Here is a 13843-nt window from a genome sequence, read left to right on the forward strand (position 1 = left end):
TCGACTTCATGCGGACGGACTCACGTTCCGTTATATGGGGCAAATTCGTCTATTAGAGTGAGGTTTCGGACTGAAACTATATAGCCCAGAACAGCGGTAGGAATATCCGATGCGTCGACGTATCCGAGCCACAGAACTGCTGCTCAAGCAAACCAACGATCCAATCAAGCTGATTACCGAATGAACCGGTTTCTCATCCGTCCATTATTTCACTCGACTGTTCACCCAGGACAAAGGCATTTCTCCCGCTGCTTTTCGGGTGCAATTGACAGCTTCTCCGGATAAAAGCTAGTCGTTTCTTTAATTAGTCAACAGCTTCCTCACACTAACCTACTACTGTAAGCAAAAAATCCGGTGAAGCCGTCGAACACACGCCTCACCGGATTCCAATTAGAACAAATTAACTCTGTTCTGAAAAAAATTATCGTTTATGATATATGTCCATGTTGCTGAAGGGATTCTCATCTCATTCAAATCAAGATTAATCATTTCTTTAGTTAAATCCATCTTTAAAAAGATGTGTAGTACCTCTGTTTCAATGTTTTGGTTCAGCTCTTCATAGGATTGAATAATAAGCCGATTGTACTCATCCAAAGGGTTTTTATTGCTCAAGCTTTCCAGATGTATGCCTTCTTTTACATAGGATGCATACTCCAGATAGTCAGACCAACATTTATCGATTTGAACCAGCAGGACATACTTCTCTTTTTCGTCAACTTCTATCTGTCCGAATGTGTGACACAATTTTCGATACCATTCCGGTTCTTTTGATGCCAATATACTAGGCTTTATAATATCAAAAAGTACATCCGTCCGTCTTGCATATAATATTCTTCGTTGTTGCTCAAGAAGATCAGCGTATTTATTTAGCGTCTTTTTAATGTCATAATTTTGACCTTCTATGACAAGCTGAATATGATTGATGATATTTTGAATTTTTGAACCTTTAAGAGGAGTTTCCTGCCTCAGACTACAGTACTCTTTAGGAAGCGCCTCTTTCAGTCCAAACTTAACCAAAATATCGTCTTCCAAACTTATGATAAACTTCGATGATCCCGGATCTCCTTGTCGGCCAGCTCGTCCTCTCAATTGCTTATCAACACGGCTGCTTTCATGAAGATTTGTGCCGATAACATATAGTCCCCCAAGTGCCACCACTTTTTTGTATTCTTCAGGATCTCCCCCGCCAAGAATGATATCCACTCCCCGACCAGCCATATTTGTTGAAACCGTGACTGCATTAAGCACTCCCGCCCTGGATATGATTTCAGCCTCTTGCTGATCATGTTGTGCATTCAGTACATGGCATGGAATCCCCTTCCTCACCAAATCGTTCGAGAGTTGATTGGATTCCTCAACGCTGGAGGTACCCACCAATATGGGTCGGCCCGTCTCATGAACAGAAACAATCTCACTAATGATTGCTTTCCTCTTTGCCTCTTTATCCGAAAATATTAAATGTGGAAAGTCGATTCTCTGACATGGTTTGTTGGGAGGTATTATTACAACATCCAAAGCATATATGTCTCTAAACTCATCTGCAGATGATTGGGCGGTTGCCGTCATACCACATATTTTTTGGTATAAGCTTAAAAAGTGCTGCAGAGTCATCGAGCCCAGAATTTTCCCGCCGGCTTGAACTTTGAGCCCTTCCTTTACTTCCACTGCCGCCTGCAAACCATCGGGCCAGTGCCTTTTATCCGCTATCCTTCCGGTAAACTCATCAATGAGCTGTACGGCTCCGTCTCGTACGATATAATGAACACCTTTCTTCAGCAAAACCTCAGCATGAAGCCCACAATTGAGCTCGGATAGCTTGTCGGAGTTTTCGATGTCGTATAAATTGCCGCAATGAAGCAACGACTCAACCTTTTCAGCTCCAGCTTCTGTTAAGTATACATTTCGCTCATTCTCGTCCGTATCGTAATCAATAACTGGCAGGAGCTGCTTAACAATACTGGACATCCTGCTGAAATTAACTCTGGTATCGTCTGTTTTCCCTGCAATAACAAGCGGTATCCTTGCCTCATCAATTAAAATCGAATCAGCTTCGTCCACCAGTACAAAATGAAGAGATCGTTGTACCCTTTTGTTTACATCGTATACCAACGAGTCTTTCATATAATCAAAACAAGCCTGCTTGGCTGTCAAATAAGTAATATCGGCAGAATAAGCTGACTTTCGCTCCTGCATGTTAGATCCTTCTGTTATGCGTCCTACGGTAAGGTCCAAAAATTGATAAACCGGTCCCATCCAGTCGGCATCCCTGCTTGCTAAATAATCATTAAACGTAAAGATATGAGATCCTTTTCCCTGCAGCGCATTTAAATAAGCCGGAAGAACAGCAGAAAGCGTCTTCCCTTCACCCGTGTGCATCTCCACCATATTTGCATCATGAAGGGCCAACCCAGCTACTAATTGTGTTTCGTACAATCGGATTCGCAGCGAGCGCCATACCGCTTCACCCACCAAAGCTGCCGCCTCGGTAAGCAAATTCTTTAGTGGAACGCCCGTTTGAGATTTATGCTTGAGTTCCTGGGCAAACCCTTTGATTTTCGAGTCGCTCCAATCGTTCATTTGAAAACTTTTAATACTCTTTAATATTTCATAATATGGCTTGAGCCGATGACGGTAGAGTGCCATATTCATTTTATTGTAAATATTGTGCTTAACCGATTTCATTGGAACCTCCTTTATGTGAACCGACCGATGAGAGACATTCAATTAGTAAGGCAGAATGGGTCCGGTTCCTTAAAGGTTTGAAATCGAGCGAGTATCCTTTCAGTTTCAAAACATATTATTGCAAAACATTGGACGATGTGATTTGAAATAAAGAGCTTTTGGGGTATAGCAATTAAGTTATGTCTCTTAATATAAATCTGGATTTTATCATAAAAAACCAAATCATACAACGGCACTCGCTTACCATCGGTCATCAAGACTACCATGAATTTAAAAATGAAATACAAAGTAAATAACCAGCTTGTATATTTTCGGATCATCATGGCTCCTCCCGCCGAACAAAAACTTCTCCATAAAGAGCAGATGTCATCACGACATCTACTCTTTTTAATTTCCGTATCGGTTTATAGTTTAGGTTCTATTTCAGTTCCCCGAATAACTTTCCGTACGGATACGAATGATTTGCGGTTGATCCACCCGACAAGAGCCGCAAAAACACTCAAGGCAGCGGCAAATAAGTACATATTCACAATTCCGAACAGTTCGGCAGCCGCGCTCATTAGCAGCAAAGAAACGCCAAACACCGTGTTAAGCAAGGTTGATTGGGCTGAGAACACCATCGGCAGTAATTCTTTTGGGGCGCTGCGCTGGATCAGTGTTCGCCGGGATACCGCAGCCAGTTCGGTAAACGGTCCTGTTAACAGAACTAACAAGAGCGCTAACGGCGCGGAAGTGTTAAGAGCGAACAACAGGGTCAAGACTGCGTACCCAAGCATTCCTAATAGCATGACCGAGAACATTCTTTTTTCCAACCGATCGACAAAAGCAACGACCAGAAGGCCCCCAAGCACCGCACCGGCAAAATAGCTGGCGTTAATGTACCCCCACCATTGTTCGTTTTTGTGCAGCACCTCTTTAACGAATACGAGCATGAATGCACCTGCCCATACGGAACCTCCCAGCATATCGGTCATGTCCATCATCGTGAGAGCGCGAAGGCGCGGAGATTTAAATAATACGATCCAGCCCTCCTTCAACGTATCCCAACGCGAGGCCGTACGCCTATTCGCTTCGGAATGCTCCCTCGGTTGTTTACTCAAGCCGATACTAGACGCTGTTCCATGCCAATCCCAAAAATTCCGGCGTTTAGGTTCTGTCGGATCTTCAATCATAAAGGTGACAACCATTGCCAGACCATACCCTGATGCCACGATAAGCAGCACTGGGAACGATCCCAGCATGGCGACTAACAGCCCGCTGACCGCCCAGCCGGCGAACTGAACTATCTGGTCCGTCGTTGCGATCAGCCCATTCGCCTTCATCAAGACGTGATCGGACACCAAGCGCGGTACCAAGGCGTTGCGGGTCGGTGTCGTCCAGCCGTCTAAAAAGGAGATGCAAATAATAAATCCGTATATTATCGTTAGGTTCTCACCACCGATCCAAGGCGATAAGTACCCCGCAAGCAGTACAAACAACAAAAATTGCCCGCACTGCGACAGGGCAAGCAAAATAGGCAATCGATATTTGGCGATGATTAACGGCGCCAGTAATCCGCTGATGAGTTGGGCGGTTACCCGAAAAAAAGGCACCAGCGTTGCAAAAATGACAGAATTGGTTCGCTCCAGGACAAAAGTAGTAAGAGCAACTAAATACAATACATCGACTGTATTGGAAAGGGTCTGCGAACCCCATAAATAGTAAAATGACCGTTTGAACATTACTTTCATAACTCCCTTATTCAATTTGATAGAAACCGGATAGCAGTTTCGGAAATAAGTTCAAATGGTCAGATCAAATCGGTCTCATGGATGTCTCCTTTTACGCAAAATAAAAACAGCTGCTTATACACCTAAGCTTCCATTGCTGTAATAAATTAGTTAACCCAGATTATACCTCGTCAAAGGTTAATAGGAAAGGAGAATAAAAAAGCCGAGTCGTGAGCAGGAATAGAATTAACTTCCTGAACCGCTCGGCTGAATTTCCTATTTGTACATTACATCGTCTCTCAAGGTTTCGACAGTACTTAGTGCTTGGTTGATATTATCTTCATTTACCCCAAAGTGTTTTAACGCATCATGTAAATGTTTCACGATCGCATCAAAGTGTACAGGTTGCAGATTCATGCCAGAGTGTACTTTTGACATGGATTGCCCTGAATATTGGTTTGGGCCGCCCAGAGCGAAGCTGATGAATTTGGTTTGATGTCGGCGTTGTTTCTCCATGTCCGTGTTGGCAAAAAAGTGGCTGACGGTTTCGTCAGCTAAAACGAGTTCGTAAAAATAATCCACAACTTTCCCAATCGTTTCTTCGCCGCCAAGTTTGTCGTAAAGTGCTGTAGTTGAAGCCATAGTTACCTCCTCGTTTCTGTCATGAGCATAGACAAAGATAATATTTCCAGTAGCGGATAAAATATACGATTGGCTCCCGCTCAAATTGTCGCTCTGTACATCCCAGACTTGAATCTCCAGCCGCCGGAACCTGTATAATAATGAATAAGGGGTGATACAGTTGCAGTCAAAAGATACCTACACCATTGGGGAAGCCGCAAAAATGATCGGGTCCACCGTTAAAACCATTCGTTACTATGACGAAATAGAACTGCTCAAGCCATCTAGCCATACCGAAGGCGGGCATCGCCTCTATACAGCGAAGGACCTCTGGAGGCTGGAGCTCATCTCAACGCTTCGTTATCTGAATTTCAGCATACAAGATATCCGCAATCTGATCTCCGGCGAGACCGGCATTACCGAAGCACTGGACCTACAGATCGAGGCACTGGAAGTACAGGTTGGGACGCTGAATTCCATGATTTCGATTTTACGTCAGGCTAAACAATACGAGTCAGAATCGGCCAGCGATGCCGGACAATCACTGCGCTACATCACAGGATTGGTTGATTCGCTGTCGGCAAACGTGGAAAAACGGAAACAATTTGTTTCCGCCAAGATGGAAGAATCCCGTATCCTGGAAGGAGTACCGCAGGAATGGAGAGTCTCGTTTTTTCATTTTTTCGACAAGTATATTATGAAAGAAAACAAGCTGTCCGCCAGACAAACGCTTGCCTGGAACGAGCTTCAGGAACTAATCAGTGATCCGGGCTATCTGGCTGATCTTGCTCGCTGCGAGCTTCCCTTCTTCAGCATGGTTCACCACCCGCAGGTTCGGGCAGAAGACTGGGTCAGGAAAATGGAGGAGATCCGCATCCGGACCACGACTGCGCTGGAGCAGCAATGGCCTGCGGGCAGCCCGGCCGTACAAGCCGTCGTCCAGGATTTTGTCATGATGTACGCCAGTTCAGAACAATCCGGTGACGAAGAAGCTTTTTTTCGTAAACAGGCCCGTTATATGCTAAACTCCGTCACAGAGCGGATTCTGCGCTTCAACAAACTGTGCACAATCCTTAACCCGGAGTCTAGTGTAGTTGTAGACGGCGTCAGCCTGCTGATGGATGGGATGCGCCATAGACTAGGGCAATTGGATCGCACACAGACGGAATCGTTGTAGCCGATCACCATCACTGCGGCAGGTCCAGTAGACAAGGTTGCATATTGGGCCGTCGCCGCTAAAGTTGAACCAGGCCGGGTATACAAGAGATTACCCTTGTTCCAGCGAGAATTCAGGGTTTTCTCCAACAGAGTGGTCTAGCTTCTCAAACGGTAGTCCTTTCAGAAAATGATTAAAAAAGTCCAGCGTGTAGTCGTTAACGAGTTCCTGCGTATCGCGCGCATCTACGCCCTGGGCCCATTCAAGGAGCGGAGAAACGAGCAACAGATCCGAAAAGCTCAGATGTACTGTATTGTTAAGCTTCATCCAGTAGTTTCCGCCTGCCGTTACCGGAGCATACCGGGCGAATACTTCTTCATAATAGGTTTTGATCACGTCACGGTTCGTACCCATCGCCGCAATCTCTTTATCACTCATACTGGTTGCACCATTCAGCGTATCGTCTGCACTGATCATCAGAAACGGCTTGCCTACACCTTCCGCCGGAATGCGCTTCTCGCCGTACAACACACCATCCATATTCATGCCTGCCTTGACTCTTGAATCGGTCAGCAGCATCTGCACGGCTGTTGCCCCGCCAAAAGAGTGGCCAAACATGCCGATGCGATCCAGGTCCATATGCCCCGTGAACCTTTGATCCGGATCATTAGCTGCAAGCTTCTCCACCTCATCCAACACAAACTGGACATCCTTTACCCAACCCTCGTTGAGCACATCCAAGTTATTGAATTTCAGCTTTTCAAAGCCTTCCTTACCTTGCGATTCAAAATAGGCCACCCGTCCATCCGAAAACACCGATGCCAGGCTGCTGTACGTATGATTAATGCCCACGACGATATAACCATTACCGACCAATTGTTCGACTTGGAACGTATTCTGGTTTTCGTATCCATGCAGGCCATGTGAAAAAACAAGTACCGGATACTTGGCTTCCGAGTCGGACAATTTCGCCTCCTGTATCGCATGTGTCTTGACATCCCCAAGGTTGGTGAATAGCAGCTTCGGCATTTCCAATACATCATGAAAAGCTTGCTCATACACAGCCGGATCAGACACGTAAGGCGCCGTTGTTCCTTTGGCATCCTTACTCGTCGGATACCAGATTTGCACCACCAGCTCGCGTTTATCCCCTGTTTCCGGAGTCAATACTTCTTCACGGCTGTTATCCGTCCAGTTATAGGTCACCGTCCCGATTCCATAAGGACCTGTCGGCTTCTCAAACGATAAAACCGGGAACAGCAACGGTAGCCCAAGCGCCACTGCGGCGTATACCAATACCAGCACGGATGATGCAATCATCCGTATGCGGCGCAGCTTCCCGCTTGATGTGCCGGAGCGTCCGTCCGTCACTTTGGACGATGACTGGTTCCGGGTTTTTACAACCAGAACAATCAACGGGACCAAGGTTAACAGATAACCGGGGATCAGGGGCCAACGTAGTCCCTCCACCAATCCATGCACAAGCAGGAGTGCAGCGGAGACGGCAAATCCTCCCCAGAGCATCCGCAGGGGCTTGTTCCGCGCCCCTATTAGCCATACAAGCATAACCACGTTAAAAATAAGATAAATCCATTCCACAATCCTCATATCCTATATGCCTCCTTGTCTGCTGCGTATGAAATAGAAATGCAGCAGCTTCTCTTGCACACATAATAAAACCTCCTGTAGCAGGAGATTCAAGGATTATTTTCGGGAAGGATCGCTATTAATCGTTAAATAAGAAATCAACCAGCAAAGGTTGCCTGCGGCAGCCTTGCTGGTTGTAGATGGAAAGCCGGGCGATATTTATTCGCCTTGGGCAGTAGCCGAGTTGGGCATTTTAAGAGCATCTAAATATTCGGAAATTTCCTCCTGGGACGTTTCGAGCAGCCCTGACAGCAAGGAATGCAACGATTGCAAGGTTTCCATATTCGCCTCGATTTCCTTAATCTTTTGGCGTACCGTGTTCTTCAGTAACATCTCTCTTTCTGCATCATGACTAATCATTCGCAGTATATCCCGAATTTCTTTCAGTGAATAGCCTAATAACTTGGCATCTTTAATAAATTTAACTTTCGCCAAATAATCCTGGGAGTACAGCCGATAGCCGTTGGCGGCTCGTTCCGGCATCGGCAATATGCCGTTATCTTCGTAATAACGTATCGTTGCCGTGCTCAATCCGGTCTGCTTGGCCAGCTCCCCTCGTGTCATTCCCGTCATATGAACCGCCCTCCCATCGAACCAGCTATCCTCTTTTTTTCGTATAGGCCCATCTTATATCAAACTTCACTTCAGGAAAATCAGGAGAAGGCCCGTCCAGCAACGGTTGATTCGTATCACCTTTCAAATACCGGTCAAAAAACGATTTTGCATAAGAGCGGTTTATGTCCACAGTATGCACTGGATCAAGGCCGTTAGCAAACAGCGGCGGAGACAGCAGCGCAAGTTCTGTAAAGCTCTGGTGGTGAAATTGATCGACCGTCAAATAATACGTATCGTTCAGGCTATTTGTCATAATGAATTTCAAATCGCCGACAAACTCATCATAAAATACAGAGACTTTCTCGGAACTCGGGTCAAAGCTTTTATCCGTGTCCTCAGTCATGATATACATGAAAGGCTGTTTCAGTGCCGTATGCGCGACTGTTCCCCAAGTGGCGCCTTCCCAGCTCAGGCCTGCCTTGAAGCGGCCATCTGTCGCCAGTGCCTCAGCTGCAGTAGCGCCGCCAAGGGAATGGCCGAAAATACCGACATGATCCAGGTCCAGCTTGCCAGTCAATCGTTCGTCAGGATCATTTGCATTCCATTGTGTGAGCGTGTCCAGTACGAAGCTGGCATCTGCCGCCCGAATGCCGACCATTCCTGAATTAAACTTGTACATTTCAGCCCCAGAGTCTGTCTGAAACCATTCCTTCTACACAATTTCCCTGCCGTCTGGGAACACAATTTTGGCAGCTGTATAGGGATGATCCATGCCGACAACAATGAAGCCGTGACTGACAAGCTCTTCGACCGTTGTCATGCTTTGGAAACGGGTGGAGCTATTGCCCGGCGAAAACAACACGACCGGATATTTCTTTTCAGCTGTTGAAATGGCCGCATCTTTCACCACATGAGTTGGGATAGCCTTCACATGGCTGAACAATTGTTTTGGAAAGCTGTAAACCCCCATGATCGCCTCGCTCAGTTCAGAGGCAAAATGTTCTTTGGGCATCGACTTGGCCGCTTCGGCGTCGACAGGATACCATACATTCACCATCAGCTCGCGTTTGTCGCCCGGTTCATCGGTTATCGTCTCCTCGCGAGTCTCATCCGTCAGGTGCCGAGAAATCGTGCCGACTGCATATTTACCGGTCGGTTCTGGCATGGTGAAGATAGGAAAATAATTGGAAAATAAAACTGAAATGACCGTAACTGCAACGACGACGACCGATAGCGAGCTTTTCTTGAAAACGGACTTTGGTCGTGGCTCAGCGACAGGCTTGAGCACCCTTATTACAAGAAAAACGGCGATTACGAGCACAACGGCGTAAGTTGGAAAAAGCTGCAGGCGGAACCGGTCCGACAGACCATGTAATAAAACGGATATCGCAACCAGCGCCAGCATTGCGATATCCAGACGCGGATTTCGTTTGACAAAAAGCATGGCAAGCGCCACTGCAATACTGTTTATAATCAGTAACCAATCCATGATATTCATTCTGATTACCTCCATCTCTTGTCCCTATCTTTTTTCCAGCTTCTAACCTGGATGTAGGGTAAATAGATCAAGCTTAAAGGTTGAAGTTAAGTGCAAGTCAAGCGTAATTTTAGCAGGGAAAATCTTAAATGGGTGTAGTGCAATAGCCAGTATTTACTTTTCCTAACCCAATTAACGGTATTTACCGCTTGCATACAGAACGTGTGTTCGGTATATAATAATGAAGAATGTATGAAGAACCGGAGGAGGCCGATGCAGCTATGTCCACATCTCCGCTGCAAACCGGGGAAGAGCTCCAAATAGTGAAGGAATGTACAATCCTGCCCATCCTGCTTGATGTCCTGGAGAAGGATATCCGGAGCATGGAAACATCAGGCCTGACGGATCTTTATATAGGACGCCTGAGGGAGATTCAGAGATCCTCCATGACCAGGCTGAGCCGGCTCAAAAATGACTGCCGAGCGCGCAGCATCACGATTATGGAAACCCACCGGAAGGAGTATTCGCTGCTGCTCCGTTACCGGTGCCGCGGTTACCAGCATCACATGGAGCTGCAGTGGGATTTTGTGAGAGCCGACATCGAGCAACGGCTAGCCAAGGCGCTTCACATCAGTCTTGAATAGGATAAGGGGTGAAATGACATGCATAAACGTCAGCAACGTGTCATCTTTTTGGCAGACTGCCAATCCTTTTATGCCTCTGTTGAAAAAGCGGCCCACCCCGCTTACAAAAACAAACCGCTCGTCGTATCAGGTGATCCGTCCCGGCGAAGCGGCATCATTCTAGCCGCCTGCCCCCTGGCTAAGAGTCACGGTGTAACGACGGCTGAAGCCTTATGGCAAGCTCAGCAGAAATGCCCTGATCTCATCGTCATGAAACCCCGGATGAGCGCCTATATCCGGTTGTCACTGCAGATCATGACCATCCTGGAGTCGTATTCGGATCTCGTGGAGCCGTTCAGCATTGACGAGCAATTCGTTGATGTGACCGCCAGTCTGGCGCATTTCGGATGTTCGCCTGCGGAGCTCGCCCGTCACATCCAGATGAGGGTGCAGGAGGAAACCGGCATTTACACCCGTGTCGGCATTGGACGAAACAAGATCCTCGCCAAAATGGCCTGTGACAATTTTGCCAAAAAAAACGAAGACGGCATTTACGAATTGAACGAACACAATATGGAAGCCCTCTGGTCTTGCTCTGTCCACAAAATGTTCGGTGTCGGCTCCAAAACGACACGCCATTTGGCCCGCCTTGGCATTCATACCATTGGCGAGCTGGCCCACACTCCTCTTGGAGAACTCAAGCGGAAGATGAAACGTTACATGAAAAAAAACTGCGACATCTGGAGCGAGGTACTATGGCGAACGGCGAACGGCTATGACGACTCCCCTGTCACCCCGGACGCTTTTGAGCAGCAAAAAGGAATTGGACGGCAGACCACACTGCCTGTCGATTATGACAGCCGCGAGGATATCGATGTCATATTAAATGAACTGTCCATGCTGATCTGTGCGCGGGCCCGCGCCAAGGGCTATATGGGCAATGTGGTTCAAGCCGGTGCGCAGGGCGCTGACTTTGACCACCCGGTGGGGTTTTCTCGTCAGGTAAAACTCCCGGATCCGACTCATCTCTCGCGCGAGGTATACGCTGTAGCGAAGCAGCTGTTCGATACTCACTGGAATGGAGGGCCGGTGCGGAAAATTTGGCTCTCTCTGGGCGAACTGCAGAGCGATGACGTCTACCAGCTTTCCCTGTTCGGAGACCGGGAAAGACTGATGCATCTGGAGCACACGATGGATGAAATACGGGAAGTATACGGACCTGCCTCGGTTTACTTCGGTTCCTCCTTGAAAAACACCAGTCAGCTAAAGTTTCTTAACACGAAGATCGGAGGTCACTACAAATGAAGAAACTGACGGGCAATGGACTATGGGAGTCCAGCCGGATGATGTTGTTTGAGCATCGTGACGCTATTTTAGCCAAACAGGAACAAAAGCATAAGCAGGAGCATCCTTTTCTCGATGAGCAGCAGGTGGAATGGATCGCTGAAAAGTTGAGCCTAGCCTACCATAACAAAGGGGCTGTACAACTTCAGGTATTCGGGGAATACGGGGATTACAACGTGACCGGCATGGTTGATCGCATTGATAGCTTCAAACAACGTATTTGCATTCAGGGCTCATGGATACCGCTTTGTGATATTTTGGAGGCAGCAGATACAGAGCTTCCTTCCTGATCTGTTTCTGGTAATGGATCACGCTCATATACGAGATAAGGTTGCAATTCACTCCGAAGTTTATGTTTTTACCTATCTCTAAAAAAAGCCAGAGAATCTCCCTGAATTACAGGGGAAATTCTCTGGCTTTTTTCGTTTCACATACCCATGATTAATGGGGAACAAACACAAGCTGCAGTACAAACAATACGGCAAAAATGTACATCAGCGGGTGCACCGCGCGGAATTTACCTTTAACCACTTTCATCAGCGGATAAGAGATAAAGCCAAGCGCGATACCTGTCGCAATACTCGATGTGAGTGGCATCGTCAGAATGACGAGAAATGCAGGGAACGCTTCATCGAAGTCGTCCCATTTAATGCTTCGGACATTGCTCAGCATCAGGCATCCAACCACAATCAGTGAAGGTGCCGTAATCGCAGACAAGCCGGATACTGCTCCAACGAGCGGTCCGAAAAACGCCGCAATAGCAAACAGCACTGCAACGACAACCGCCGTCAGTCCTGTCCGACCGCCAGCGCCCACACCGGCCGCAGATTCGACATAAGCGGTCGTAGGGCTCGTACCGACCATGGATCCGGCAACGGTTGCGATGGAATCAGAAAACATGGCACGCTCGGAACGCGGCAGCTTGTTATCCTTCATCAGGCCCGCCTGTTCAGCTACGCCGACCACTGTACCCGTTGTATCAAACAGGGTCACTAGCAGGAAGGAAAAGACGACCGCATACAAACTGTTGGAAATAACATTACCTGCGGCCTCAATTGGATTCCAGACCAAGATCCCCTCAGGGAGCGAAGGTACAGACATAATTCCGTTTGAAAAGGATAACATATCCGCAAAATAAGCGATAATACCAGTAATGATCATCCCGATAAACAAGGCTCCCTTAATATCTCGGGACAACAGAATCAAGGTTATCCCAAGGCCAACCAACGCGAGCACAACCGAAGGATGGTGCAGATCACCCAGTGCTACCAGATTGTCCGGGTGAGCTGTGACGATCCCGCTCATCCGCAAGCCGATAAAAGCGATAAACAAGCCGATTCCCGCCGTAATGGCATGTTTTAAATTCGGCGGGATCATTTCGATCAACCGACTGCGCAGTGTGGTCATCGACAACAGTAGAAACAGGATCCCTGCGATAAATACAGCCGAGAAAGCTTCAATATAGGACAAATTGGCATGCCCTTGAACAACAGAATATGTAAAATACGCGTTGAGCCCCATACCTGGCGCTACAGCGATCGGATAACGGGCTACTAGGCCCATCAGCAGGGTACCGATCACCGCGGCTATAACGGTTGCGGTAAAGCTCTGCTCAAATGGAACACCTGCTCCGGACAAGATCAGCGGGTTTACCACCATAATGTACGCCATGGTAAAAAACGTGGTCGCTCCTGCAATGACTTCTGTTTTGACCGAAGTCCCATTGGCTTTTAAATCAAACACTTGATTGCCTCCATTTCTGATGTTGAAAATCACGTGATGCAAAAAACACACCTAACTATTATAGGTGACAATTTCATTTTTCGCCAACATTAACTACGTGTATACTTTAGATTAAGCGAGCTATATAAGATGAACTAAAGAAATAGAAAAACTTCAACGGAGAAGGCGGAATTATTTTGGAGAAACGAAGTGTTCGCCTAAAAGCTTTCCACAGGAAAGCTCGCTTCGGAAGCATGAGCTGTCCCCCGGATTTCAACGTTATATGAATACATAAAAAAATCTGGGG

General features: G+C 47.1%; 12 protein-coding genes. 4 read left to right on the forward strand and 8 right to left on the reverse strand.

Features of this window, described 5'->3' with window-relative positions; translation table 11 throughout:
- Positions 1–390 precede the first annotated feature (390 nt).
- The 3 genes from secA2 to B9N86_RS19450 all read right to left on the reverse strand — a co-directional run bounded on the left by secA2 (position 391) and on the right by B9N86_RS19450 (position 5033).
- Complete coding sequence (gene secA2 / locus B9N86_RS19440) at positions 391–2682, reverse strand: accessory Sec system translocase SecA2 (protein WP_208914786.1); 2292 nt, start codon at positions 2680–2682, stop codon at positions 391–393.
- Between the two features lie 404 nt (positions 2683–3086).
- On the reverse strand, positions 3087–4403 hold the full coding sequence (locus B9N86_RS19445) for an MFS transporter (protein WP_208914787.1): 1317 nt from the start codon (positions 4401–4403) through the stop codon (positions 3087–3089).
- A gap of 264 nt (positions 4404–4667) precedes the next feature.
- Complete coding sequence (locus tag B9N86_RS19450) at positions 4668–5033, reverse strand: group I truncated hemoglobin (protein WP_208914788.1); 366 nt, start codon at positions 5031–5033, stop codon at positions 4668–4670.
- Positions 5034–5193: 160 nt separating this feature from the next.
- Here B9N86_RS19450 and B9N86_RS19455 point away from each other — a divergent pair, with 160 nt between their 5' ends.
- Positions 5194–6189 carry a MerR family transcriptional regulator gene (locus B9N86_RS19455; protein WP_244562764.1) on the forward strand — a complete coding sequence of 332 codons (996 nt, stop codon included), beginning with the start codon at positions 5194–5196 and terminating at the stop codon, positions 6187–6189.
- Between the two features lie 90 nt (positions 6190–6279).
- Here the strand turns inward: B9N86_RS19455 and B9N86_RS19460 are convergent, their stop codons facing one another.
- The 4 genes from B9N86_RS19460 to B9N86_RS30450 all read right to left on the reverse strand — a co-directional run bounded on the left by B9N86_RS19460 (position 6280) and on the right by B9N86_RS30450 (position 9868).
- The gene (locus B9N86_RS19460; RefSeq protein ID WP_208914789.1) at positions 6280–7776 is read right to left on the reverse strand and encodes an alpha/beta hydrolase family protein; all 1497 of its coding nucleotides are present in this window, start codon (positions 7774–7776) and stop codon (positions 6280–6282) included.
- A 198-nt stretch (positions 7777–7974) separates the two neighbouring features.
- Positions 7975–8388 carry a MerR family transcriptional regulator gene (locus tag B9N86_RS19465; protein WP_208914790.1) on the reverse strand — a complete coding sequence of 138 codons (414 nt, stop codon included), beginning with the start codon at positions 8386–8388 and terminating at the stop codon, positions 7975–7977.
- Positions 8389–8413: 25 nt separating this feature from the next.
- Positions 8414–9049, reverse strand: coding sequence for an alpha/beta hydrolase (locus B9N86_RS30445; RefSeq protein WP_244562765.1), 636 nt, complete (start codon positions 9047–9049; stop codon positions 8414–8416).
- Between the two features lie 33 nt (positions 9050–9082).
- Positions 9083–9868, reverse strand: coding sequence for an alpha/beta hydrolase (locus B9N86_RS30450; protein ID WP_244562766.1), 786 nt, complete (start codon positions 9866–9868; stop codon positions 9083–9085).
- Between the two features lie 260 nt (positions 9869–10128).
- On the opposite strand from B9N86_RS30450, the gene B9N86_RS19475 reads away from it, so the two are divergent.
- Genes B9N86_RS19475 through B9N86_RS19485 form a run of 3 tightly spaced genes read left to right on the forward strand, consistent with a single transcriptional unit; the run spans position 10129 to position 12104 of the window.
- Entirely contained in the window at positions 10129–10491 is a 363-nt protein-coding gene (locus B9N86_RS19475; protein ID WP_208914791.1) for a YhjD family protein, read from the forward strand.
- Positions 10492–10509: 18 nt separating this feature from the next.
- Positions 10510–11775 carry a DNA polymerase IV gene (locus tag B9N86_RS19480; protein ID WP_208914792.1) on the forward strand — a complete coding sequence of 422 codons (1266 nt, stop codon included), beginning with the start codon at positions 10510–10512 and terminating at the stop codon, positions 11773–11775.
- Positions 11772–12104 (forward strand): YolD-like family protein, encoded by a 333-nt coding sequence (locus B9N86_RS19485; protein WP_208914793.1) that lies wholly within the window; start codon positions 11772–11774, stop codon positions 12102–12104. Before B9N86_RS19480 ends, B9N86_RS19485 begins: the two co-directional genes overlap by 4 nt.
- A 151-nt stretch (positions 12105–12255) precedes the next feature.
- On the opposite strand, the gene B9N86_RS19490 is transcribed toward B9N86_RS19485, so the two are convergent.
- Positions 12256–13557, reverse strand: a complete 1302-nt coding sequence (locus B9N86_RS19490) for an NCS2 family permease (protein ID WP_208914794.1) — start codon at positions 13555–13557, stop codon at positions 12256–12258.
- Positions 13558–13843: the final 286 nt, after the last annotated feature.

Origin of the sequence: Paenibacillus uliginis N3/975 (assembly GCF_900177425.1) — a bacterium.
In the GTDB taxonomy this organism is placed as follows: domain Bacteria; phylum Bacillota; class Bacilli; order Paenibacillales; family Paenibacillaceae; genus Paenibacillus_AQ; species Paenibacillus_AQ uliginis.

Coding starts and splice junctions, on each gene's coding strand:
- secA2 (WP_208914786.1), bottom strand. CDS start 2,682: ATGAAATCGGTTAAGCACAATATTTACAATAAAATGAATATGGCACTC.
- B9N86_RS19465 (WP_208914790.1), bottom strand. CDS start 8,388: ATGACGGGAATGACACGAGGGGAGCTGGCCAAGCAGACCGGATTGAGC.
- B9N86_RS19480 (WP_208914792.1), top strand. CDS start 10,510: ATGCATAAACGTCAGCAACGTGTCATCTTTTTGGCAGACTGCCAATCC.
- B9N86_RS19485 (WP_208914793.1), top strand. CDS start 11,772: ATGAAGAAACTGACGGGCAATGGACTATGGGAGTCCAGCCGGATGATG.
- B9N86_RS30450 (WP_244562766.1), bottom strand. CDS start 9,868: ATGAATATCATGGATTGGTTACTGATTATAAACAGTATTGCAGTGGCG.
- B9N86_RS19460 (WP_208914789.1), bottom strand. CDS start 7,776: ATGAGGATTGTGGAATGGATTTATCTTATTTTTAACGTGGTTATGCTT.
- B9N86_RS30445 (WP_244562765.1), bottom strand. CDS start 9,049: ATGTACAAGTTTAATTCAGGAATGGTCGGCATTCGGGCGGCAGATGCC.
- B9N86_RS19475 (WP_208914791.1), top strand. CDS start 10,129: ATGTCCACATCTCCGCTGCAAACCGGGGAAGAGCTCCAAATAGTGAAG.
- B9N86_RS19450 (WP_208914788.1), bottom strand. CDS start 5,033: ATGGCTTCAACTACAGCACTTTACGACAAACTTGGCGGCGAAGAAACG.
- B9N86_RS19445 (WP_208914787.1), bottom strand. CDS start 4,403: ATGTTCAAACGGTCATTTTACTATTTATGGGGTTCGCAGACCCTTTCC.